The organism is Variovorax sp. JS1663 (genome assembly GCF_002157355.1).
Taxonomy (GTDB): domain Bacteria; phylum Pseudomonadota; class Gammaproteobacteria; order Burkholderiales; family Burkholderiaceae_C; genus Variovorax.
Map to the genome: position 1 here is coordinate 15,558 of NZ_LYMK01000015.1, position 21,591 is coordinate 37,148.

The 21,591-nt window shown below is 70.6% G+C and carries 20 protein-coding genes; 14 read left to right on the forward strand and 6 right to left on the reverse strand.

Annotated features, from left to right (window positions below; genetic code table 11):
* Nucleotides 1–128: 128 nt before the first annotated feature.
* The 3 genes from A8M77_RS14345 to A8M77_RS14355 are packed head-to-tail and all read right to left on the reverse strand — an operon-like array spanning nt 129 to nt 4,888.
* Nucleotides 129–2,930: a hybrid sensor histidine kinase/response regulator gene (locus tag A8M77_RS14345; protein ID WP_086922183.1), complete on the reverse strand. Its 2,802-nt coding sequence runs from the start codon at nt 2,928–2,930 to the stop codon at nt 129–131.
* 16 nt (nt 2,931–2,946) lie between these two features.
* Complete coding sequence (gene lolD, locus A8M77_RS14350) at nt 2,947–3,639, reverse strand: lipoprotein-releasing ABC transporter ATP-binding protein LolD (protein ID WP_086922184.1); 693 nt, start codon at nt 3,637–3,639, stop codon at nt 2,947–2,949.
* A complete protein-coding gene (locus A8M77_RS14355; RefSeq protein WP_086922185.1) occupies nt 3,632–4,888 on the reverse strand; it encodes a lipoprotein-releasing ABC transporter permease subunit in 1,257 nt (418 codons plus the stop codon). Before A8M77_RS14355 ends, lolD begins: the two co-directional genes overlap by 8 nt.
* 35 nt (nt 4,889–4,923) lie before the next feature.
* On the opposite strand from A8M77_RS14355, the gene A8M77_RS14360 reads away from it, so the two are divergent.
* From A8M77_RS14360 to A8M77_RS35195, 5 genes are all read left to right on the forward strand, one after another.
* Nucleotides 4,924–5,886 (forward strand): hypothetical protein, encoded by a 963-nt coding sequence (locus tag A8M77_RS14360; protein WP_086922186.1) that lies wholly within the window; start codon nt 4,924–4,926, stop codon nt 5,884–5,886.
* Nucleotides 5,886–7,607, forward strand: a complete 1,722-nt coding sequence (gene recJ, locus A8M77_RS14365) for a single-stranded-DNA-specific exonuclease RecJ (RefSeq protein WP_086922187.1) — start codon at nt 5,886–5,888, stop codon at nt 7,605–7,607. Before A8M77_RS14360 ends, recJ begins: the two co-directional genes overlap by 1 nt.
* Before the next feature lie 6 nt (nt 7,608–7,613).
* Complete coding sequence (locus A8M77_RS14370) at nt 7,614–8,501, forward strand: NUDIX hydrolase (protein ID WP_086922188.1); 888 nt, start codon at nt 7,614–7,616, stop codon at nt 8,499–8,501.
* 56 nt (nt 8,502–8,557) lie between these two features.
* Nucleotides 8,558–9,160, forward strand: a complete 603-nt coding sequence (locus tag A8M77_RS14375) for a hypothetical protein (protein WP_086922189.1) — start codon at nt 8,558–8,560, stop codon at nt 9,158–9,160.
* A 146-nt stretch (nt 9,161–9,306) separates the two neighbouring features.
* Entirely contained in the window at nt 9,307–10,032 is a 726-nt protein-coding gene (locus A8M77_RS35195) for a hypothetical protein (protein WP_143694598.1), read from the forward strand.
* A 45-nt stretch (nt 10,033–10,077) separates the two neighbouring features.
* Here A8M77_RS35195 and A8M77_RS14385 read toward each other — a convergent pair whose 3' ends face one another.
* Genes A8M77_RS14385 through A8M77_RS14395 form a run of 3 tightly spaced genes read right to left on the reverse strand, consistent with a single transcriptional unit; the run spans nt 10,078 to nt 15,388 of the window.
* Nucleotides 10,078–10,746 carry a hypothetical protein gene (locus A8M77_RS14385; RefSeq protein ID WP_238136824.1) on the reverse strand — a complete coding sequence of 223 codons (669 nt, stop codon included), beginning with the start codon at nt 10,744–10,746 and terminating at the stop codon, nt 10,078–10,080.
* 41 nt (nt 10,747–10,787) lie between these two features.
* Nucleotides 10,788–11,810: a response regulator transcription factor gene (locus A8M77_RS14390; protein WP_086922191.1), complete on the reverse strand. Its 1,023-nt coding sequence runs from the start codon at nt 11,808–11,810 to the stop codon at nt 10,788–10,790.
* Nucleotides 11,807–15,388 carry a hybrid sensor histidine kinase/response regulator gene (locus A8M77_RS14395; protein WP_086922192.1) on the reverse strand — a complete coding sequence of 1,194 codons (3,582 nt, stop codon included), beginning with the start codon at nt 15,386–15,388 and terminating at the stop codon, nt 11,807–11,809. The genes A8M77_RS14390 and A8M77_RS14395 overlap by 4 nt, the downstream gene beginning before the upstream one ends.
* Nucleotides 15,389–15,421: 33 nt before the next feature.
* Here A8M77_RS14395 and A8M77_RS14400 point away from each other — a divergent pair, with 33 nt between their 5' ends.
* The 9 genes from A8M77_RS14400 (at nt 15,422) to A8M77_RS14440 (ending at nt 21,587) form a co-directional block, all read left to right on the forward strand.
* Nucleotides 15,422–15,724 carry an urease subunit gamma gene (locus A8M77_RS14400; RefSeq protein ID WP_086922193.1) on the forward strand — a complete coding sequence of 101 codons (303 nt, stop codon included), beginning with the start codon at nt 15,422–15,424 and terminating at the stop codon, nt 15,722–15,724.
* A 20-nt stretch (nt 15,725–15,744) separates the two neighbouring features.
* Entirely contained in the window at nt 15,745–16,344 is a 600-nt protein-coding gene (locus A8M77_RS14405) for a HupE/UreJ family protein (protein WP_086922194.1), read from the forward strand.
* A complete protein-coding gene (locus A8M77_RS14410) occupies nt 16,341–16,646 on the forward strand; it encodes an urease subunit beta (RefSeq protein ID WP_086922195.1) in 306 nt (101 codons plus the stop codon). The genes A8M77_RS14405 and A8M77_RS14410 overlap by 4 nt, the downstream gene beginning before the upstream one ends.
* Nucleotides 16,647–16,648: 2 nt before the next feature.
* On the forward strand, nt 16,649–18,367 hold the full coding sequence (gene ureC / locus A8M77_RS14415) for an urease subunit alpha (RefSeq protein WP_086922196.1): 1,719 nt from the start codon (nt 16,649–16,651) through the stop codon (nt 18,365–18,367).
* Between the two features lie 75 nt (nt 18,368–18,442).
* The gene (ureE, locus tag A8M77_RS14420; RefSeq protein ID WP_086922197.1) at nt 18,443–19,048 is read left to right on the forward strand and encodes an urease accessory protein UreE; all 606 of its coding nucleotides are present in this window, start codon (nt 18,443–18,445) and stop codon (nt 19,046–19,048) included.
* Nucleotides 19,048–19,737 carry an urease accessory protein UreF gene (locus A8M77_RS14425; RefSeq protein WP_086922198.1) on the forward strand — a complete coding sequence of 230 codons (690 nt, stop codon included), beginning with the start codon at nt 19,048–19,050 and terminating at the stop codon, nt 19,735–19,737. The genes ureE and A8M77_RS14425 overlap by 1 nt, the downstream gene beginning before the upstream one ends.
* An 8-nt stretch (nt 19,738–19,745) precedes the next feature.
* On the forward strand, nt 19,746–20,396 hold the full coding sequence (ureG, locus tag A8M77_RS14430) for an urease accessory protein UreG (RefSeq protein ID WP_086922199.1): 651 nt from the start codon (nt 19,746–19,748) through the stop codon (nt 20,394–20,396).
* 144 nt (nt 20,397–20,540) lie between these two features.
* Nucleotides 20,541–20,810: a hypothetical protein gene (locus A8M77_RS14435; RefSeq protein ID WP_086922200.1), complete on the forward strand. Its 270-nt coding sequence runs from the start codon at nt 20,541–20,543 to the stop codon at nt 20,808–20,810.
* Between the two features lie 75 nt (nt 20,811–20,885).
* Nucleotides 20,886–21,587 carry an aspartate/glutamate racemase family protein gene (locus tag A8M77_RS14440; RefSeq protein ID WP_086922311.1) on the forward strand — a complete coding sequence of 234 codons (702 nt, stop codon included), beginning with the start codon at nt 20,886–20,888 and terminating at the stop codon, nt 21,585–21,587.
* Nucleotides 21,588–21,591 lie beyond the last annotated feature (4 nt).

Here is a 21,591-nt window from a genome sequence, read left to right on the forward strand (position 1 = left end):
TTCAGGCGCCGCAGCTCGATGGCGGAGTGTTCGGGGAGTGTGTCGTCCATCGCGCTACTTTGCCTTGATCCGCGCCTGCTCGGCAACGCTGCGGGTCATGATGAGCGAGGCCTGAGCCGCCCAAGCCCCTACTGCCGCGCTCGCCCCTCTCCGCATGCCCGGACGAGCCGCGCAAGCAGGAGCTCCGGCTGGGCGGGCTTGGCGAAGTGGTCGTCGAAGCCGGCCTCCAGCGCTCGCTGCCGGTCGGCATCGCGCCCGTAGCCGGTCAAGGCGATGAGCGCCATCGACCGGGTCGCTTCGTCGGCCCGCAGGCGCGCAGCGAGCTCGTAGCCATTCATCCCGGGCAGGCCGATGTCGATGATGGCGCCGTCGCAGCGCGCCTGGGCCAGGCGTTCCAAAGCCTCCTCGGCCGACGTGGCCACGCGGACTTCCTGGCCCTCGATCTCCAGCCAGCTTGCCAGGGATTCGGCTGCATCCCGGTTGTCGTCCACCACCAGCAGCGACAACGACTGCGTCACGGCGGCCGCGCTGTCCCCCAGCGCGATGGGTGCGTCCCGCGCCAGGTGCAGGGGCAGGCGCACCTCGAAAGTCGTTCCCTGACCGGGACCGCCGCTTTCCGCGGTGATCGCACCGCCATGCAGCCGTGCAAGGCTTTGCGCGATCGGCAGGCCGAGCCCCAGGCCGCCGGCGGCGCGGTGCAGGGCCTGCTCGCCCTGCACGAAGCGATCGAACACGCGCGGCAGCAGTTCGGGCGTGATGCCGATGCCCTCGTCTTCCACCCGCAGCACCGCCTGCGGCGCGCCCGCCGTGGCGTCGGTCGCCAGCACGATGCGGATGGCGTCACCGGGCGCGGTGAACTTGGCCGCGTTGCTCAGCAGGTTGCCGACGATCTGCGCCAGGCGCAGCGGGTCGCCGCGCACCGGCACCGGCGACGACGGCAACTGCACGTCCGGCATGCGCTCGCGCTGCTGGAGCGCCGGCAGGGTGAGTTCGAGCGCGCGGGCGACCACGTCGCGCAGGTCCACCGGTTCGGCCTTCAGCGCGATCTTGCCGGCGACGATGCGCGAGACGTCCAGCAGGTCGTCCACCAGGCGGGAAAGGTGCTTCACCTGGCGCTCGATGATCTGGCGTTCGCGCGCGAAAGCCTGCGGGTCGCGCCGCGCGATGAGCTGCAGCGCCAACGAGATGGGCGCGAGCGGGTTGCGCAGCTCGTGCCCCAGCATCGCGAGGAACTCGTCCTTGGACTGGTTGGCCTGCTCGGCCTGCGACTGCGCGCTTCGCGCCTCCTGCAGCAAACGGACGTTGTCGAGCGCGAGCGCGACGCGCTGCGCCAACTCGACGACCAGCGCGCCATCCTCGGCGCTGAAACGGCGCCGCGACTCGGCCTGCAGCACGGCCATCACGCCGATCGTGCGGCCACGCGCGACGAGGGGCACGACGCATCCGGCCGTGAGCCCGAGCACCCGGACGAACTCCTGAAGCCCGGGTTCGAGCCCGGCGACGGACTCGGCGTCGTCGAGATTCAGCAGGAACACCTTGCCGGTGGCGATGGCCCAGGGGAAGGAGCCCGGCGCGTCGTTGGGCGCGGTGCGGTTGCTCACCATCTTCGCGATGAACTCGCTGCGCGCGGGGTCGGAATGGTGGGTGAGCTTGCGCTGCAGCACGCCGTGCTCGTCCAACAGATCGATGCGGCACAGGTCGGCGATGGCGGGCACGATCACCTGAGCGATGGCCGCCAGGGTCGATGCCTCTTCCAGCGACTGCGACAGGACCGTGCTGACATCCCCGAGACGCGCCAGCCGCTGCTGCGCCGCCTGCGCCGTCGCACTTGCCAGACGTTCGGCCTCCAGCAGCTTCTGGCGCTCGGCCTCGCTGCGGCGCCGTTGCTCGGACGCGGTGGCCAGCGCCTCGGCCACCGCGTCCACCTCGGTCACGCCCGATTTCTGCGCCCGCAGCGTTTCGCCGCGGCCCATGGCATCGGCCTGGGCGCGCAGCAGCGCCATGGGTCGGGTCACGCCGCGCGAGATCCACCAGGCCGCCAGGCCGCCGAACAGAAGAGAAACCAGCAGGCCGCCGCCGTAGGCCAGGAACAGTCGACGCGACGCCGCCTCGGAAGACGCCACTGACGCGCCGACCACCACCATCCACTCGGCCGCGTCCATGCGCGCGATGGCAGTCTGCGAGCGGACGCCCTCCACGTTGATGGTGGCGCCCACGCCTTCACGCCGCGGCCCCAGCCTGGCCAACAGGTCGAGCAGGGTGCGGCTCGGCGCGCTGCCGCGCAGGCGGTCGTCGTCCACGTTGCGCGCGACGCGTCGCTGGCGGCCGTCGAACACCGAAACGGTCCAGCCTTCCGGCACGCTCTGGCGCTGCAACACCGCAGTGATGGCCTCCGGATCGACGGCCGCGGTGAGGACGTGGCGGACCTCGCCGTCGCGCAGGATCGGCACGCGCACCGGAAAGGCCTGCAGGCCGCGGGGGCCCGGGGTCATCGGGCCGATGACGGGCTCCCGCGCGTTCACCGCCTCCTGCAGGCTCGCCGGCTCGATCACCCGGGCATCGCCCAGGTCGAGCCCGCGTTCGGTGCTGAAGCGGACACGCCCGTCCGGGGACGCGAGCAGGAGATCGCGCCATTCCGGATGGGAAAGGCGGATGGCGCTGGCGAGCTCGTAGGCCTCGGCCAGGCCGTCCGGCGTGGTGCTGCCCAGCGGGTCGGTGAGCGCCAGCGCCTGCAGGGCGGCGATGGTCATGCGCAATTCGCTGTCCACCGCGGTGGCCACCGCCCTGGCCACGCCGAGGATGGAGGCCTGGGTCTGCACCCGCTGGGCGTTCAGCAGGGCATCGAGCGCGAGCCCGCAGACGATGGCGAGCGGCAGGATCGCCGCGGTGACGATCAACAACAGGCGCCGCTGCAACTTGCTCGTGCGCATGCGCGAGGTCTTGACCCTACCCGAGCCGCCCCGCCGCCAGCCGCAGCACGCGATCGCAGCGCCTGGCCAGCCCGTCGTCGTGCGTGACCACCACGAAAGCGGTGCGTCGCTCGTGCGCGAGCTTGAGCATCAGCGCGAACACGCCGTCGGCGGTGCCGCGGTCGAGGTTGCCCGTGGGCTCGTCGGCCAGCACGCAGTCGGGCTGGGTCACCAGGGCCCGGGCGATGGCGACGCGCTGGCGCTCGCCGCCGGAGAGTTCGGCGGGGCGATGGTGCACGCGCTCGGCCAGGCCCACCGCAGCCAGCATCTGCGCGGCCGCCTCGGTGGCCTGCGGCGGCGGCATGCGCCGGATCTTCAGCGGCATCGCCACGTTGTCCAGCGCGCTGAACTCCGGCAGCAGGTGATGGAACTGGTAGACGAAGCCCAGGTGCGCATTGCGCAGCCGGCCCTGCTCGGCCGGATCGGAATGCGCGATGTTCCTGCCGTGCAGTTCCACGCTGCCACCGGTGGGCGCGTCCAGCCCGCCCATCAGGTGCAGCAGCGTGCTCTTGCCCGAGCCCGAGGCGCCGACGATGGCCAGCGTCTCGCCGGCGCGCACGTCGAGGTCGACGCCGTGCAGCACGGTGAGGTCGATGCGGCCTTCGTGGAAGCGCTTGGTGAGGCCGCGGACCTGGAGGACGACGCCATTGGCGAGCGAAGCCTCACTCATAGCGCAAGGCCTCGGCGGGATTCACGCGGCTGGCGCGCCAGCTCGGGTACAGCGTGGCCACGAAAGACAGCGCCAGCGAGATCAGGGTGATCGGCACGATGTCCGCCTGCTGCGGATCGCTCGGCATCCTGCTGATCAGATAGATGTCCTGCGGCAGGAAGCGCGCGTTGAAGAGCCGCTCCAGCGCCGGCACGATGACGTCGATGTTGTAGGCGATGCCCAGGCCCAGCAGCAGCCCGCCCAGGGTGCCGATGACGCCCACCATCGCGCCCTGCACCACGAAGATGCCCATGATGCTTTTCGGGCTCGAGCCCAGGGTGCGCAGGATCGCGATGTCGGCGCGCTTGTCGGTCACCGTCATCACCAGCGTCGAGACCAGGTTGAAGGCGGCGACCGCCACGATCAGCGTGAGGATGATGAACATCATGCGCTTCTCGACCTGCACGGCGGCGAACCAGGTGCGGTTCTGGCGCGTCCAGTCGCGGATCAGGAATTCGCCGGGCAGGGTGACGGCCAGCTCCTCGGCGACCTCGCGCGCCTGGTGAAGGTCCTTGAGCTTGAGCCGCAGGCCGCTGGGGCCTTCGAGGCGGAAGACGCGCGCCGCGTCCTGCTCGTGGATCATGGCCAGGGCCGAGTCGTACTCGTAGTGGCCGGAATCGAAGGTGCCGACCACGGTGAACTGCTTCAGCCTCGGCACCACGCCGGCCGGCGTGACCTGGCCGCCGGGCGCGATCATCGTGACCTGGTCGCCCGCCCGCACGAAGAGCGAGCGCGCCAGCTCCACGCCCAGCACGATGCCGAACTCGCCCGGCACCAGCTTTTCCAGCGCGCCCTTCTGCGCGGTGGTGGAGATGTCGGTCACCTGCGGCTCCAGCGCGGGCTCGATGCCGCGCACCAGCGTGCCCTTCATGTCCTCGCCGCGCGCGATCAGCGCCTGCGCGGCGATGAAGGGCGCGACGCCGATCACGTTGGGGTTCTTGCGCGCCGCCGCCGCGATGGCGTCGATGTCGGCCAGCGCCTGGCCGTCGCGCGAGAGGATCTCGATGTGCGAGATCACGGCCAGCATGCGGTCGGTCACTTCCTTCTGGAAGCCGTTCATCACCGACAGCACGATGATCAGCGCAGCCACGCCCAGCGCGATGCCGAGCATGGACACGCCGGAGATGAAGTTGATGAAACCGTTGCGCCGCGTCGCCCGGCCTGCGCGCGTATAGCGCCAGCCGAGTTGCAGTTCGTAGGGAAGGGGCATAGGGCGACGATTGTGGCATCCCGGACAATAGGCCCATGCCCGTGCCGCCCTCTCCGTCCCACCTCCTGATTCCTTTCGCCGGCCGCGGCACGCCGGCCTGCCGCGAGGCGATGAAGTCCCTGCGTCTGCCGAAGCTCGAATCCCTGCTCGCGCGCCTGACACTGGAGGACGAGGACATGCAGGACGAAGGCACCCTGTCTCCCCCCCACGAGCGCGCCCTGGCCGCGGCGCTGGGCATTCCGGCGCCCGACGGCCAGATTCCCTGGGCCGCGCTGGAGGCCCGCCGGGCCGGGCTCGACGGCAGCTCGGGCAGCTGGGGCATCGCCACCCTGTGCCACTGGCAGGTCGGCATCGATGACGTGGTGCTCGGCGATCCGGGCGCGATCCGCGTCGAGCCCACGGAGTCCGAGGCCCTGCTCGCCATCGCCCGCCCCTATTTCGAGGAAGACGGCATCGCGCTGCATGCCTCCGCCGCGCCCGGCCGCTGGCTGGCGCAGGGCCCGGTGTTCGAAGGGATCGCCACCGCCTCCCTCGACCGCGCGATCGGCCACCCGATCGCGCAATGGTCGCCCCTCACCGAAGGCGCACGCCCGTTGCGCCGGTTGCAGAACGAGATGCAGATGCTGCTCTACACCGAACGGGTCAACGACGAGCGCACCGCGCGCGGCGAGCCGCCCATCAATTCCTTCTGGCTCAGCGGCACAGGCCGCCTTTCCGCCGATTCAGCGCCCCAGGACGCGTCGCCGAAGGTCGCCGAGGACCTGCGCGAAGCCGCTCTGCGCGACGACGGCACTGCCTGGGCCACAGCCTGGAACGTGCTCGACGCGGGCGCGGTCGCCGAGCTGCTTGCGGCCTATCACGCCGGCGCGCAGGTAAAGCTCACCCTCTGCGGCGACCGCGCCGCGCGGCGCTTCGGCGTGCAGCCGCGCGGCTTCACGGCCTGGGCGAAATCGCTCGTGCAGCGCCCGAGCGCGCCGGCCGTGCTGGAGGCGCTGTGATGAAGATCGTGGCCCGCGCCATCCCGCCGCGCAGCGCCTGGGCGCTCGAGCAGGCCGGCATCCATCCGCTGCTGGCGCGCCTCTATGCAGCACGCGGCGTGCATACCCGCGAGGAACTGGACGACGGCCTCGCGCGCCTGCTCGCGCCCGACGCCCTGCGCGGCGCACGCGAGGCGGCGGTGCTGCTGGCCGACGCGATCCGCGACCACAAGCGCCTGTGCATCGTGGCCGACTACGACTGCGACGGCGCCACCGCCTGCGCCGTGGCCTTGCGCGGCCTGCGGCTGCTGGGCGCGCGGCACGTGAGCTACCTGGTGCCCGATCGCGTGGTCGACGGCTACGGCCTGACGCCGCCGATCGCCGAGCGCGTGGCCGACACCGGCGCGGACATGCTGATCACGGTGGACAACGGCATCGCCAGCGTCGAGGGCGTGGCCGCGGCCAAGGCGCGCGGCCTCGCGGTGCTGGTGACCGACCACCACCTGCCCGGCCCGGCGCTGCCGGCGGCCGACGTGCTTGTGAATCCCAACCAGCCCGAATGCGGCTTCGACAGCAAATGCATCGCCGGGGTGGGCGTGATGTTCTACGTGCTGCTGGCCCTGCGCTCGGAGCTGCGCGCACGTGGCGTATTCGACATCGCGACGCAACCCAAGCTCGACGCGCTGCTTCCACTGGTCGCGCTGGGCACGGTGGCCGACGTCGTCAAGCTCGACGCCAACAACCGCCGCCTGGTCGCGCAGGGCCTGCGACGCATCCGGGCCGGCGCCATGCCCGTCGGCCTGTCCGCTCTGTTCAAGGCCGCAGGCCGCCATGCCCTGGCCGCCACCACCTTCGATTTCGGCTTCGCGCTGGGACCGCGCATCAACGCGGCCGGACGCCTGGCCGACATGACGCTGGGCATCGAATGCCTCGTGACCGACGACAGCGCGCGCGCCGAGGAGCTGGCGCGCCTGCTCGACGGCATCAACCGCGAGCGCCGCGACATCGAGGGCGGCATGCGCGAGCAGGCGCTGCTGCTGGCCGAGTCGCTGTTCGAGATGAACGGCGACGGCAGCGAGGCCATCCCGGCCGCCATCAGCGTGTTCGACCCCGACTTCCACGAGGGCGTGGTCGGCATCGTCGCCTCGCGCATCAAGGACCGCTACCACCGGCCCGCCTTCGTCTTCGCCGCCAGTGGCGCGCCGGGCAAGGAACACGAGCTCAAGGGCTCGGGCCGCTCCATTCCGGGCTTCCACCTGCGCGACGCGCTGGACCTGGTGGCCAAGCGCCATCCCGGTGTGCTGCTGCGCTTCGGCGGCCACGCGATGGCGGCCGGCTGCACGGTGGCCCGAGAGCACTTCGAGACCTTCGAGCGCGCGCTGGCCCAGGTCGCGGCCGAATGGCTCGACGCCGCCGCCCTCACCCGCCGCCTCGACACCGACGGCCCGCTGGCGCCCGAGTACCTGCGCGTGGACCTGGTCGACACGCTGCACCGCGAGGTCTGGGGCCAGGGCTTCGCCCCGCCTACTTTCAGCGAGGAGGTGGAGGTGGTTTCGCAGCGGCTGGTGGGCGAGAAGCATCTCGCGCTCAAGCTGCGGCACCAGGGCCGGCCGGTGGACGGCATCTGGTTCGGCCACACCGAGCCGCTGCCGCCGCGCGTGGTGATCGCCTTCCGGCTCGACGCCGACGAGTGGCAGGGCGTGCGGCGGGTGCGCTTCCTGGTCGAAGGCGCGGAGGTCTGACAGGCCATGCAAACCCCCTCTCCCGAATCGTCGCTCCCCTTGCCGATCCGCCCCGCGGCCACCGTGCTGGTCTGCCGCGACAGCGAGGCCGGCCCCGAGGTGCTGATGATGCAGCGCCATGCGCTGTCCGACGTGCACGGCGGCTCCTACGTCTTTCCCGGCGGCAAGCTGGACGCGGCGGACGCGCTGCTCGAGGCGGCCTTGCACCTGGACGCGGCGTCGACGGAGCTGCACGCGCGGCTGCACGACCCCGAGATCGATGCCACCACCGCCGCGGCGCTGCACGTGGCCGCCGTGCGCGAGGTGTTCGAGGAATGCGGACTGCTGCTGGCGCACGGCCTGGACGCCGAGGGCGCGCGGCAGGCCGCGGCGCTGGCCGCGCAGCGCGTCCCCTTCAACGAGATGCTGGGCCGGCTGGGCCTGCGCCTGGCGGCGCATGCGATGCAGCCCTGGTCACGCTGGATCACGCCGGTCAACGCTCTCCACTCGCCCGGCAAGCGCTTCGACACGCGGTTCTTCATCGCCGAGGCGCCTGCCGGCCAGGAGGCGCTGCACGACGATCACGAGGCCGTGCTGTGCGCCTGGCTGCGTCCGCGCGCAGCACTGGAGCGCTACTGGGCCGGCGAGATCGCCCTGGCCGGCCCACAGATCATGAGCCTGGCGCACCTGGCACGCCATGGCAGCGTGGCCTCGATCCTGGCCGAGGCACAGGGCCGCGCGCCCAGCCTGGTGCGCCCGGTCACCTTCGAGGTGGACGGGGTCCGCGTCGCCGCCTATCCCGGCGACGAGCGCCACCCGGAACGCCTGCGCGTGATGCCCGGCCCCCTGCGGCTGATGCTGCGCGGGCGCCGGCTGGAGCCGCCCGGCGGCTGCTTCGACGAACTCCTGGCCTGAAGCACGCGCCAACGCCCGCCCTCCTCCCCTGTCGCCGCGCCGCGCCCGCACCTCTCATGGAAACCCTCACCCTGGCCGCCCTGCTCCTCATGGCCGCCTACCTGCTCAAGACCCACGCGCAGAAGAAGCGCATCGTCCTGCTGGCCGCGCACCTGGCCCGCTACGACATCGAGAAGCTGATGGAGAACCTGACCGAGGGCTACCTGCGCTGCCTCGGCGAGGACGACCCGGCGCGCCGCCAGCAGATCTGGGGCCTGCTCGACGACACCGCCAACAGGCTGGCGAGCCAGTTCGAACGCTTCGCCGCCGAGTTCGCCCGCGTCGACGAGGCGGCAGCCCGGGTGAGCAAGCTGCCGCTCGCCCTGCCCTTCGCCCAACTGCTTCCCGGCGCCAGCTTCGACATGCGCCGGGCCCTGGCCATCCATGCGCGCGGCATCGCCGACGCCGCGGCCAACACGCTGCAGCAGACGGCCAAGAGCAAGGCCTACCTGATGTCGGCGGAGCTGTTCCTGATGCAGCACACCTGCCACTGGTACTGCCGCTCCAAGGCGGTGGCGTCGGCGCGCATGCTGGCGCGCCACAAGACCTCCTATGCGCAGTTGATCGACGCGGTGGCGCCGACAACCCGGCGGGACTACCTGGCGCTGGTCGGCAACTGAAGCTGCCGGGCATTCAATCCATCCAATCCATGCGCCGGCTTCGTGCAATTGTTTGCGGCCGGCGCATCTGCCACACGCATTAACCCATTGGTTCTCAGTCATTGCCTTCCACAATCTCGCAAAACAACTCGGAAGGCCTGCACACCATGGAAGCATCGCTCTTTCTCGGAACGCTTCAACGTCTCTGCTTCGGTATTGGCGGCCTGTTCGGCAGACGCGCCCACGCCCGGCCGGCTCGGGTTCACTCGGCCGATCGGCCTGCGACCCAGGCAGCGCCGCTCAGCGTGATCGCCGCGTTCGAGCGACCCCGCGCCCGAAGCCAATCGCCAAGGCAGGAGGTGGCGAAGCTGGCGATCGTGCCGTCGGCTGCGCCCGTGACGCCTTCCGTGCCCAGGACGCCCATGGCCTCCAGCATGCCCGCCGCACCCTCCGCGCCGGTCGCGTCCATTGCCGACAACGTCATCCGCGCCTCCCGCCCCGTCCCGGTGACGCCGCCGCAGCAGGCCATCAATCCGGTGGCCGCCGACGCGGACGAATCGCCGGTCAAGAAGATGCGCTCCCTCGAGGAGGTCCGCGCCGACCTCGCCCGCCTGCGTGCGAACGCCAGGGAGCGCCATGCCCAGTTGCAGGCGCAAGCGCAGGCCGAGGCGCAAGCCCGCCGCGACATCGGCTTCGCGCCCACGGACTTCCTGGACTTCACCCCTCCCAAGCCCGAGCCGGCCCCGAAAGACAACACCGGGTCGAGCTACGCGCCGACCGCCTTCTTCGATCTGGTCAGCCTGAAAGCCGATCCGGCGCCGAACGACAAGTCCGCGTCGAGCTACGCGCCGACGGCCTTTTGCGAGCCGGTCGGCCTGAAGACCATCCACTGAGTCCCTCGCAGCCGCCGGGCTTGCCCCAGCCGTCCCAGGGCGGGGTCAGCGCCCGAACTCGTGGTTCAGCCCCACGGTCACGGTGCGTATCCCCTCGGGCCCGGTACGTGCCACGCTGAGGTCGATGCTGATCATCGGCGTGATGGAGAATCGCGTCCCCACGCGGGAGGTCCAGAGGCCGAACGCCCGGTTGCGCTCGCCGATCAGCGAGACGGTGCTGTTGAGCGCCCATTCGCCGGCCAGCCCGCCGCGGCCGGTGCGCAGGCCGGTGCCCACGGCCCAGTCGGTGCCGAGGTTGGCGTGCACCGTCAGGCTGTCGGTCGCGCGCCAGCTCACGGGCATCACGAACTGTCCGCCAGTGCGCCCGCCGTGGCGAGGCCGGGCGCCGCTGGCGCTCAGCGACAGGGCGGCGCTCCAGCGCGCTTCGGGCGCCTGCCCCAGGAAGGTCCACTTGACCTGCGGCCCGAACACGTAGGTATGTTCCCCGGCCACCGAGATGCGATCGATGTTCAGGCCCAGCTCCACCGGGCCGACGCGGCAGGCGGGACCCAGGTGCCACAGCGTGGTCTGCAGGCTGCGGGCGCGCTGTCCCCAGAACTCGTACTGGCACCGGCCCGGATCGAGGGTGCCCGCGTCGTCGACGTCGAAATGCCCACCGGCCTGGGCCGAAGCCGCAGCCAGCCACAAAGGGAGCATCCAGGCGCGTCGGATCATGGCCGCGCCATTCTAGGAGTGGCCGATGTCAGTTCGTCAGCTCACAATTCGAACTGCGGCTGCAGTTCCCGGATGCGCTTCATCGCCACCCCTGCAGCCGCGGTGCGCGTCTCCACGCCCAGCTTGACGTACACGCGCTCCAGGTGCTTCTTGGCGGTGGCCGGGCTGGCGCCGAGGATCTCGCCGATGTCCTTGTTGGTCTTGCCCTTGACCACCCAGTACAGCACCTCGGCTTCGCGCGCGGTGAGCTTGAGGCTCAGGCTCATGGCCTCGATGACGGCGGCGTCGGACACCTCGCGCATGATGATCAGCCAGTCGTCGCCCCCCTCGTCCTGCCCGGCCTGCTGGTGCAGGCGCAGGTTGAGCGAAGCGGCGCCCTGCGCGATGGCGAGCACCGGCGGCTCGATCTGCCGCTGCTGCGCATCGGGCAGGTGCCGGCGCAGCCACTCCAGCACCGCCGGCGGGGTGGCCGGTGCGCTGCTGCCGCAGTAGCGCTGCAGCAGTTCGCGCGCGAGCGCGGTCTGCCACACCAGCCGTCCCTCGGGCATGCGCACCATGAAGCTGGCATAGCCGAAGGCATCGAGCGCGTTGCGCGCCTGGCCGGCCTGCTGCTGCGCCTGGCGCGCGCGACGCGCGCCCTGCAGGTGCACGTTCATGCGCGCCAGCACTTCCTTGGGCTTGATCGGCTTGGTAACGTAGTCGACGCCACCCGCCTCCAGCGCGGCGACCAGGTGCTCGGTCTCCGTCAGGCCGGTCATGAAGACGATGGGGATGTGCGCCGTCGCCGCATCCGCCTTGAGCCGGCGCGCGACCTCGAAGCCGTCGATGCCCGGCATCATCGCGTCGAGCAGCACGATGTCCGGCCGGGCCTGGGCGGCACGCTGCAGCGCCTGCTCGCCGCTGGTCGCGACCAGCACCGCGTAGCCCGACTCGTCCAGCGCGTCGTGCAGCACCGCCAGGTTGTCGGGCACGTCGTCGACGATCAGCACCAGGTCGCCGGTGCCGGCATGCTCGCGCAGGCTCTGGACCAGGGGTGGGGTGCCTTCGCTGCTGCCGCCGCTCATGGGGCTCCCGCTGCGGCGGTCAGCGCGCGACCCATGGCCTCGAACTGGAACTGCCGCGCCAGCGCGCGTTGCGCCGCGGTCCAGGCCGCGCATTCGGGCTGCGCGGCATCGATGGCATCGAGCTCGTTCATGATGCCGCGGAAGTAGCCCAGGCTCACGGCCTCCCCCAGCGCGCGCAGGCGCTGCGCGGCAGGGAGCGCACCGGCGGGCTCGGCCGGCGCGGGCTGCGGCGCCGCGGCGTTGTCGGTCCACTGCAGCGCCAGGCGCCGCTCCAGCCAGTCGAGCAGCTCGCTGTGGCGCACCGGCTTGACGAAGAAATCCTCGGGCGCGATGCCCACGTCGTTCTCCAGCCGCTTGTCGAAGGCGTTGGCCGAGACGATCGCGACCTGTGCCCCGGCCAGGCCGATCGCGCGCGCGCGGCGGATGGTTTCCCAGCCGTCGATGCCCGGCATGGCGAGGTCCACGAACATCGCATCGGGCTGCCAGCCCGCCGCGACCAGGTCGAGGGCGTCGTGGCCGCTGGCCGCTGTGCGCAGCTCGAAGCCCAGCGGCGCGAGCACGTTCACCAGCAGCTCGCGGTCGGCCTCCTCGTTGTCGACCACCAGCAGGCGCCGGCGCGGCCCCGCGTAGCCGCGCCGCACGCGCGGCACGGCGGATGCAGGCCGAAGGCGCCGGCGCAGCCCGGGCGCATCGTGCACACGCGGCAGGAACAGGCGCACGCAGAACACCGAGCCGGCGCCCGGCGTGCTCTGCACCTTCATCTCGCCGCCCATCAGGTCGATCAGCATCTTCGCGATGGTCAGGCCCAGGCCCGCCCCCGGCGCCGATGCACCGGCATGGGCGCCGCGCGCGAAGGGCTCGAAGATGCGGCCCAGCGCCTCGGCCGACATGCCCGGCCCCGTGTCCTCCACCTCGATGGCGGCGAACTCGCGCGCGTAGCGCACGCGCAGCGCGACGTGCCCGCTGGCGGTGAACTTGATCGCGTTGCCCAGCAGGTTGATCAGGATCTGCCGCACCCGCTTCTCGTCGGCACGCACCAGCACGGGCAGCTCGCCTTCGGGCTCGAAGCGGAAGGCCAGGCCCCTCTCGGCCGCTTCCAGCTCGAACATGTCGGCCAGCTCGCTCATGAGGTCGGCGAACTGCATGGGCCGGGCCTGCAGCGTGAGCTTGCCGGCCTCGATGTGGGCAATGTCCAGCGTGCCCTCGATCAGCGACAGCAGGTGCTCGCCGCCGCGCTTGATCACCGCCACCGCCTGCCGCCGGTGCGGCGGCACGGCCGCGTCCTCCCCCATCAGTTGCGCATAGCCGAGGATGCTGTTGAGCGGCGTGCGCAGCTCGTGGCTGATGGCGCTGATGTAGCGGCTCTTGGCCTGGTTGGCCTGCTCGGCGCTGCGCTTGGCGGCCTGCAGCGCGCGGTCGGTCTCGCGGTGCAGCTCGATCTCGCGCATCAGCAGATGCGTCTGGCGGTTCGACTCTTCCTGCGCCACCTTGCGGCTCTGGTGCGCCAGCACCAGCCACCATGCGACGATGCCGGCGATCAGCAGCAACGCCATGTAGGCCTTGAGGAAGCCGGCGCGCAATGCAGCAGGCGCCTGCGCCGCATCGGAGATCAGTCCCTCGCCGAGGCTGCGCAGCTCCTGCTGGTAGAGCACACCGAAGACCGCGGCCAGCAGCGGCACCACGATCAGCATCATCAGCAGGAAGTGACCGAGGCCGGTGTCCAGGTAGGGCCAGACCCGGCGCGGCAGCAGCCAGCGCAGCGCGGCCGACCATTGCGCCGAGAGGCTCGCCGCGGGCTTGCACAGGTCGCCGCAGCGCGCGTCGAGGGTGCAGCACAGCGAGCAGATCGCGCCCTGGTATGCGGGGCAATGGGCCATGTCCGGCCCCTCGTACTCGCGCTCGCAGATCACGCAGCGCTGCGTGCCCAGGCGCCGGTAGCTGCCGGCCTCCGATTCGACCCGGGCCCAGCGCACGGCATGCCGGCCGGGGGCCGGCGCGAAGGGCGCGGCACCGCCTTCCTCCGACACCCGCGCGATGTAGTAGCGGCTGCGCGTGGCCCAGGCGATCAGCGGTGCCGCGACGAAGGCGGTGCCCAGCGCGATCAGCGCCGAGAAGGCCTGGGCCGTGGGCCCGAAGACGCCCAGGTGCGCCGTGATGGACAGCGCCGAGGCCAGCGCCATCGCGCCCACGCCCACCGGGTTGATGTCCCACAGGTGGGCGCGCTTGAACTCGATGCCGGGCGGCGACAGGCCCAGCGGCTTGTTGATGACCAGGTCGGCCACCACCGCCATCATCCAGGCGATGGCGATGTTGGCGTACAGGCCCAGCACGTCGCCCAGGGCCTCGAAGACGTTCATCTCCATCAGCATGAACGCGATCAGCGCATTGAACACCACCCACACCACGCGGCCCGGGTGGCTGTGGGTCACGCGCGAGAAGAAATTGCTCCAGGCCAGCGAGCCGGCATAGGCGTTGGTGACGTTGATCTTGATCTGCGAGATCACCACGAACAGCGCGGTGGCGGCCACCGCCCATCCGTACTTGGGGAACACGTACTCGTAGGCCGCCAGGTACATCTGGTTCGGATCCACCGCCCGCTCGGGCGGCACCATGTGGCCGATGGCCAGGTAGGCCAGGAGCGCGCCGCCCAGCATCTTGAGCACGCCCAGGACCACCCAGCCCGGACCGCCCGCCAGCACGCCGGCCCACCAGCGCCCCCGGTTGGCCGCGGTGCGCACCGGCATGAACCGCAGGTAGTCGGCCTGCTCCCCCATCTGGGTGATCAGCGCGATGCCGACTGTCAGCGCAGCACCGAAGAGGTGCAGATCGAACCCGATCTGGCCCGGCTTGATCCCGTTGTAGTGCGTGACACCCGCGAACGCACCAGGATCGCGCGCCAGTACATAGGCAAAGGGCACCACCAGCATCAGCAGCCAGATGGGCTGCGTCCAGACCTGCAGCCGGCTGATGGCCGAGATGCCGTGCGTGACCAGCGGGATCACCACCAGCGCGCAGACCAGATAGCCCCACACGACCGGGATGCCCAGCGCGAGGTCGAGCGCATAGGCCATCACCGCCGCCTCGAGCGCGAAGAAGATGAAGGTGAAGCAGGCGTAGATCAGCGAGGTCAGCGTGGAGCCGATGTAGCCGAAGCCGGCGCCACGGGTGAGCAGGTCCATGTCCACGCCGTAGCGCGCGGCGTAGACGCTGATCGGCAGGCCGGCCAGGAAGATGATCAGCCCGGTGGCCAGGATGGCCCAGGCCGCGTTGACGAAGCCGTACTGCACCAGCAGCGTGGCGCCCACCGCCTCCAGGATCAGGAAGGAGGCGGCCCCGCCGAAGGCCGTGCTCGCCACCCGCCATTCCGCCATGCGGCGGAAGCGCTGCGGCGTGTAGCGCAGCGCGTAGTCCTCCAGTGTTTCGCGGGCCACCCAGCTGTTGTAGTCGCGCCGGACCTTGACGATGCGCTGGGGCGCTTCGTCGCTGGCGGGCGGGGCGGAGGCGGTCGTTTCCACGCCGGCCGGGGTGCAGGTTCCGTGCCATCGGCACGACTGTTGCAATGGTCGGGGCTTGCCCATAATGGCCTGCCTTCGACTTTCCTCCACCCGCCCATGGAACTGACACCGCGCGAAAAAGACAAGCTGCTGATCTTCACGGCGGCCCTGCTGGCGGAACGGCGCCGGGCGCGCGGGCTCAAGCTGAACTACCCCGAGGCAGTGGCGCTGATCTCTGCCGCCGTGATGGAAGGCGCACGCGACGGCAAGACCGTGGCCGCGCTGATGAGCGAGGGGCGCAGCGTCCTGTCGCGCGCCGACGTGATGGAAGGGGTGCCCGAGATGATCCCGGACATCCAGGTCGAGGCCACCTTTCCGGACGGCACGAAGCTAGTCACCGTACACCAGCCCATCGTTTGAAAACAACCAACCGCCAGACCATGCGTTCACTTCGCCACGCCTTCCTTTTCCTGATTGCCGCGCTGCCGCTCGCCGCATCGGCCCACACCGGTGCCGATGCCGGCCTGCACCATGGCTTCGCGGCAGGATTGCTGCATCCGCTGACCGGGCCTGATCACTTGGCCGCCATGGTGGCGGTGGGCCTCTGGAGCGCGCTGACCGCACGCCGCGCCTGGCCCGATCTGCTGTGGGCGCCGCTCGGCTTTGCGCTGATGCTGCTGGCGGGCGCGCTGCTCGGCCTCGCGGGTGTGCAACTGCCGGCAGTCGAGCCCATGATCGCGGCCTCGTTGCTGGTGCTGGGGCTGCTGGTGTTCACGCAGAAGCGGCTGCCCGCACTCGCAGCTGCTGCGCTGGTCGGCGTGTTCGCGGTCTTCCATGGCGTGGCGCACGGCCAGGAACTCGCGGCGGGCGAATCGGGCGCCGCGCTGACGCTCGCCGGCATGCTGGCCGCGACGGTGCTGTTGCATGCCGCGGGCATTGGCGCCGGCTGGACCCTGCGTCGCAGCCATCGCTGGCTGCCGCGCCTGGCCGGCGCGGCCGTGGCGATCCTCGGCGTGGCCTTGCTCGGCGGCGTCGCATGATTCCTGGCGAGCTGATCACCGACGAGGGCGACCACGTCCTCAACCCCGGCCGCCGCACGCTGACGCTGGTGGTGCGCAACGCGGCCGACCGGCCGATCCAGGTCGGCTCGCACTACCACTTCGCGGAGACCAACGGCGCGCTGGACTTCGACCGCGAGGCCGCGCGCGGCATGCGGCTGAACATCGCATCGGGCACCGCGGTGCGCTTCGAGCCGGGGCAGCAGCGCACGGTCGAGCTGGTCGACTTCGCCGGTGACCGCGTGGTCTACGGCTTCCGCGGACTCGTGCAAGGAAAGCTCTGAACATGGCCACCATCGGACGGCGTGCCTACGCCGAAATCTTCGGCCCCACCGTGGGCGACCGCGTGCGGCTGGCCGACACGGACCTGGTGATCGAGGTCGAGCAGGACTACACCCTGCGCGCCGGCGGCCATGGCGAAGAGGTCAAGTTCGGCGGCGGCAAGACCATCCGCGACGGCATGGCGCAGTCGCAGCGCACGCGCGCCGAGGGCGTGGTCGACACCGTGATGACCAACGCGCTCATCCTGGACCACTGGGGCATCGTCAAGGCCGACATCGGCCTGAAGGGCGGCCGCATCGTCGCCATCGGCAAGGCCGGCAATCCCGACGTGCAGCCGGGCGTGGACATCGTCATCGGCCCGGGCACCGAGGTCATCAGTTGCGAGGGGAACATCGTCACCGCCGGCGGCATCGACAGCCACATCCACTTCATCTGCCCGCAGCAGATCGAGGAGGCGCTGGCCTCCGGCGTCACCACCATGCTGGGCGGCGGCACCGGCCCGGCCACCGGCACCTTCGCCACCACCGCGACACCGGGCCCCTGGCACATCGAGCGCATGCTGCAGGCGGCCGACGCCTTTCCGATGAACCTCGGCTTCCTGGGCAAGGGCAACGCGAGCCTGCCGGCAGGCCTGAACGAGCAGATCGAGGCCGGCGTGATCGGCCTCAAGCTGCACGAGGACTGGGGCACCACGCCGGCGGCGATCAGCAACTGCCTGGACGTGGCCGACGCGACCGACACCCAGGTCGCGATCCACAGCGACACGCTGAACGAATCGGGCTTCGTGGAGAACACCATTGCCGCGGTGAAGGGCCGCGCCATCTGCGCCTTCCACACCGAGGGCGCGGGCGGCGGCCATGCGCCGGACATCCTGCGCGTGGTGGGCGAGGCCAACTTCCTGCCCTCCTCCACCAACCCCACCATGCCCTACACGGTGAACACGCTGGACGAGCACGTCGACATGCTCATGGTGTGCCACCACCTGGACGCCGGCATCCCCGAGGACCTGGCCTTCGCCGAGAGCCGCATCCGCAAGGAGACCATCGCGGCCGAGGACATCCTGCACGACCTGGGCGCGATCAGCATGTTCAGCTCGGACAGCCAGGCCATGGGGCGCGTGGGCGAGGTGATCATCCGCTGCTGGCAGACCGCCCACAAGATGAAGGCGCAGCGCGGCAAGCTGCCCGAGGACGGCAGCCGCCACGACAACGCGCGCGCCAAGCGCTACGTCGCCAAGTACACGATCAACCCGGCCATCGCGCACGGCATCTCGCACGAGGTGGGCAGCATCGAGGTCGGCAAGTGGGCCGACCTGGTGGTGTGGAAGCCGGCCTTCTTCGGCATCAAGCCCTTCACCATCCTCAAGGGCGGCACGATCGCGATGGCGGCGATGGGCGACCCCAACGCATCCATCCCGACGCCGCAGCCGGTGCACTTCCGCCCGATGTTCGGCGCCTTCGGCGGCGCGCTGGCCAGGAGCTCGCTGACCTTCGTCTCGCAGGCCGGGCTGGCGGCGGGTGTCGGCGACCGCTACGGGCTGGCGAAGACCCTGAGCGCGGTGAAGAACATCCGCAACGTCCGCAAGAAGGACATGGTCCACAACGGCTACGCACCGAAGATGGAGATCGATCCGCAGACCTATGCGGTGCGGGCGGACGGGCAGTTGCTCACCTGCGATCCGGCGGTGGTGCTGCCGATGGCGCAGCGGTACTTTCTGTTCTGATACTGTCCCCAACGGGCGGCGCCCTCACCCCCGCCCCCAGAGGGAGAGGGTGCAAGTCCATTTCACTTCGAACCCATGCTCACAGCCAACAAACTCATGCCCCGCGGCGGCGGCCTCGCGCCGGTGCTGCTCAGGCGGGCCGCCACGGTCGAACTCGACTGGGACGTGCGCCAGAAAAGCCGCTTCGATGCCACCGATTCGCAGGGCCGCCAGCTTGGCGTGTTCCTGTCGCGCGGCACGGCGGTGCGCGGCGGCGACGTGCTGGTGGCAGAGGACGGCTCGCTCGTCAAGGTGATCGCGGCGAAGCAGCCGGTGCTGGTCATCACGCATTGCACCGAGCACGGGACGCCCTTCGACCTGACGCGCGCGGCCTACCATCTGGGCAACCGGCACGTGCCGATCGAGCTGCAGCCCGATCACCTGAAGATCGAGCCCGACCACGTGCTGGCCGGCATGCTGCGTTCGATGCACCTGATCGTGCGCGAAGCCGAGGAGGCCTTCGAGCCCGAGGGCGGCGCGTATGGTGCCCATGGCGGCGGCCACGGCCATTCGCACGGCGGGAACGCACCGGTCGGGCCGGTGCTGCATCCGGACGCCTATGCGGCGCCGCATGCGCACGACCACGGCCACGATCACGCCCCTTCGCACGGCCACCACCACGACCGCGGCCATTCGCACTGATGGACGACGCGCCGGGCGCCCTGCCCGCAGCCAGCCTCCTGCAGCTGATCTGGCTGGCCTCGCCGGCTCTTCCGGTCGGCGGCTTCTCCTATTCGGAAGGGTTGGAAGCGGCCATCGAATGGGCGGGCATCACGACCGAGCAGGCCGCGGCCGACTGGCTCGCGGACCAGCTCCACCTGAGCCTCGCGCGCAGCGACCTCGCCATCGTCGGCCAGGCCATTCCCGCCTGGCGCAGCGGCGACCTGGATCGCATCCGCACGCTGAACGACTGGGTATTCCAGACCCGCGAATCCGCCGAGTTCCTGCTGCAGACCGAGCAGATGGGTCGCTCCTTCGTCGAATGGCTCAAGCTCCGGCATACCGATGCCGCCGCGGTCTTCGACACCCTGCCCGCCAGCTACCCGGTCGCCTTCGCCTTCGCCGCCAGCCGCACAGAGGCGCCGGCACGCGACGCCTGCCTGGCCTTCGCCTTCGGCTGGGCCGAGAACATGGCCGCCGCCGCGGTCAAGGCGATGCCGCTGGGCCAGAGCGCCGGCCAGCGCATCCTCGGCCGGCTGGCTGCCGAAATCCCCCCCGCAGTGGACCGGGCCCTGGCGCTGGCGGATGATGAGCGCCAGGCCTTTTCGCCCATGCTCGCCGTGCTGTCGGCGCGGCATGAAACCCAGTATTCGCGACTCTTCCGAAGCTGAATCCGCCTATGAGCTCCGCCCTCCACCACATCGCCCACCGCACCAAGAGACTGCCGCCCCTGCGCGTGGGCATCGGCGGCCCGGTGGGCTCCGGCAAAACCACGCTGCTGGAGATGCTCTGCAAGGCCATGCGCGACAAGTACGACCTGATCGCCATCACCAACGACATCTACACCAAGGAAGACCAGCGCCTGCTGACCGTGGCCGGCGCGCTGCCGGCGGAACGCATCCTGGGCGTGGAAACCGGCGGCTGCCCGCACACCGCGATCCGCGAGGACGCCTCGATCAACCTCGAGGCCATCGACCGGATGCTGGTCGAGTTCCCGGATGCCGACGTGGTCTTCGTGGAGAGCGGCGGCGACAACCTGGCCGCCACCTTCAGCCCCGAGCTCAGCGACCTGACGATCTACGTGATCGACGTCGCGGCCGGCGAGAAGATCCCGCGCAAGGGCGGCCCCGGCATCACCAAGAGCGACCTGTTCGTCATCAACAAGACCGACCTGGCGCCCTACGTGGGCGCCGACCTCGGCGTGATGGAGGCCGACACGAAGCGCATGCGCAAGCAGCGGCCCTTCGTCATGACCAATCTCAAGACGCAGGCCGGTCTGGCCGAGGTGATCGCGTTCATCGAGGACCGCGGCATGCTCACCGAGCACTGACAAGCTGAGCGGCGCGGGGGCTGCAAAGTCGGCCGATTGTGAAATACGTCACACCCTGTAAGCGATATAGGCCTTCGGGCGTATTTTTTGCAGAGCCGGAAAAACTGATACTGCCAGAACGAATACCAAAGTTCCCATCTCATCATGGCATCCGAAGCAATCTTCCTTCCCGCGGCTGGCAGCGTCCAGTTCGCCATCTACCCCGACGGGTACGACGGGGCCCGGATCATCGCCCGGATCGACGAGGAGGCACTGCACGCGCGCTTCCACGCGCCCGACGGTGAATCGGCGCTGGTGCGCGCCTACGACGAAAACGCCGATTCGATCGACGCGCTCGCCACCGCCCGCTACCGGGAGAACCCGATGGCGGCGATCTGCCTGCACAGCACCGACTTCCAGCCCAGCGGGTTCTAGGCGCGCACCACCGGGGTGCGCGGCGCAGAATGGCGGCAGGCGGCCGCGGTGGCCGCCCTCATCGCCGAACGCCCCATGCCCCTGCACATCGGAATCGTCGGCTGCTCCGCCGAAGGCGCAGCCCTCTGCTATCGCACCCTCTGCGCCGAAGGCGCGCAGTTCCTGGGCCCGCATGCCCATCCCGAGATCTCGATGCACACGCCCTCGCTGGCCGAGTACGTGGCCTGCCTCGACCGCGGCGACCTGACGGGCGTGGGCGAGCTGATGCTGGCCTCGGCCCGCAAGCTGGCCGGCGCCGGCGCCGACTTCCTGATCTGCCCCGACAACACCATCCACCAGGCCTTGCCGCTGATCGCGGGGCGCTCGCCGCTGCCCTGGCTGCACATCGCGGAGGTGGTGGCCGACGAAGCGGTCGCGCGCGGCTTCCGCCGCATCGGGTTGACCGGTACGCGCTGGCTGATCGACAGCGAGGTCTATCCCCAGGCGCTCGCGGCGCGCGGGCTGGCCTGCGTGCGTCCGAGCCAGGTTGAGCGCGATGAGACGCACCGGATCATCATGGACGAGCTGGTCTACGGCATCTTTCACGAGCCCAGCGTGGCCCGCTTCCAGCAGGTGATCGCCCGGATGAAGGACGAGGACGGCTGCGAGGCCGTGATCCTGGGCTGCACCGAGATCCCCCTGATCATCGGCGATGCCAATTCGCCGCTGCCTACCTTCGATTCGACCCGGCTGCTGGCACGGGCGGCGCTGCGGCGCGCGGCCGCGCCGGGTGGCTGAAGCG

Coding starts and splice junctions, on each gene's coding strand:
- A8M77_RS14345 (WP_086922183.1), bottom strand. CDS start 2,930: ATGCGCACGAGCAAGTTGCAGCGGCGCCTGTTGTTGATCGTCACCGCG.
- lolD (WP_086922184.1), bottom strand. CDS start 3,639: ATGAGTGAGGCTTCGCTCGCCAATGGCGTCGTCCTCCAGGTCCGCGGC.
- A8M77_RS14355 (WP_086922185.1), bottom strand. CDS start 4,888: ATGCCCCTTCCCTACGAACTGCAACTCGGCTGGCGCTATACGCGCGCA.
- A8M77_RS14360 (WP_086922186.1), top strand. CDS start 4,924: ATGCCCGTGCCGCCCTCTCCGTCCCACCTCCTGATTCCTTTCGCCGGC.
- recJ (WP_086922187.1), top strand. CDS start 5,886: ATGAAGATCGTGGCCCGCGCCATCCCGCCGCGCAGCGCCTGGGCGCTC.
- A8M77_RS14370 (WP_086922188.1), top strand. CDS start 7,614: ATGCAAACCCCCTCTCCCGAATCGTCGCTCCCCTTGCCGATCCGCCCC.
- A8M77_RS14375 (WP_086922189.1), top strand. CDS start 8,558: ATGGAAACCCTCACCCTGGCCGCCCTGCTCCTCATGGCCGCCTACCTG.
- A8M77_RS35195 (WP_143694598.1), top strand. CDS start 9,307: ATGGAAGCATCGCTCTTTCTCGGAACGCTTCAACGTCTCTGCTTCGGT.
- A8M77_RS14385 (WP_238136824.1), bottom strand. CDS start 10,746: ATGATCCGACGCGCCTGGATGCTCCCTTTGTGGCTGGCTGCGGCTTCG.
- A8M77_RS14390 (WP_086922191.1), bottom strand. CDS start 11,810: ATGAGCGGCGGCAGCAGCGAAGGCACCCCACCCCTGGTCCAGAGCCTG.
- A8M77_RS14395 (WP_086922192.1), bottom strand. CDS start 15,388: ATGGGCAAGCCCCGACCATTGCAACAGTCGTGCCGATGGCACGGAACC.
- A8M77_RS14400 (WP_086922193.1), top strand. CDS start 15,422: ATGGAACTGACACCGCGCGAAAAAGACAAGCTGCTGATCTTCACGGCG.
- A8M77_RS14405 (WP_086922194.1), top strand. CDS start 15,745: ATGCGTTCACTTCGCCACGCCTTCCTTTTCCTGATTGCCGCGCTGCCG.
- A8M77_RS14410 (WP_086922195.1), top strand. CDS start 16,341: ATGATTCCTGGCGAGCTGATCACCGACGAGGGCGACCACGTCCTCAAC.
- ureC (WP_086922196.1), top strand. CDS start 16,649: ATGGCCACCATCGGACGGCGTGCCTACGCCGAAATCTTCGGCCCCACC.
- ureE (WP_086922197.1), top strand. CDS start 18,443: ATGCTCACAGCCAACAAACTCATGCCCCGCGGCGGCGGCCTCGCGCCG.
- A8M77_RS14425 (WP_086922198.1), top strand. CDS start 19,048: ATGGACGACGCGCCGGGCGCCCTGCCCGCAGCCAGCCTCCTGCAGCTG.
- ureG (WP_086922199.1), top strand. CDS start 19,746: ATGAGCTCCGCCCTCCACCACATCGCCCACCGCACCAAGAGACTGCCG.
- A8M77_RS14435 (WP_086922200.1), top strand. CDS start 20,541: ATGGCATCCGAAGCAATCTTCCTTCCCGCGGCTGGCAGCGTCCAGTTC.
- A8M77_RS14440 (WP_086922311.1), top strand. CDS start 20,886: ATGCCCCTGCACATCGGAATCGTCGGCTGCTCCGCCGAAGGCGCAGCC.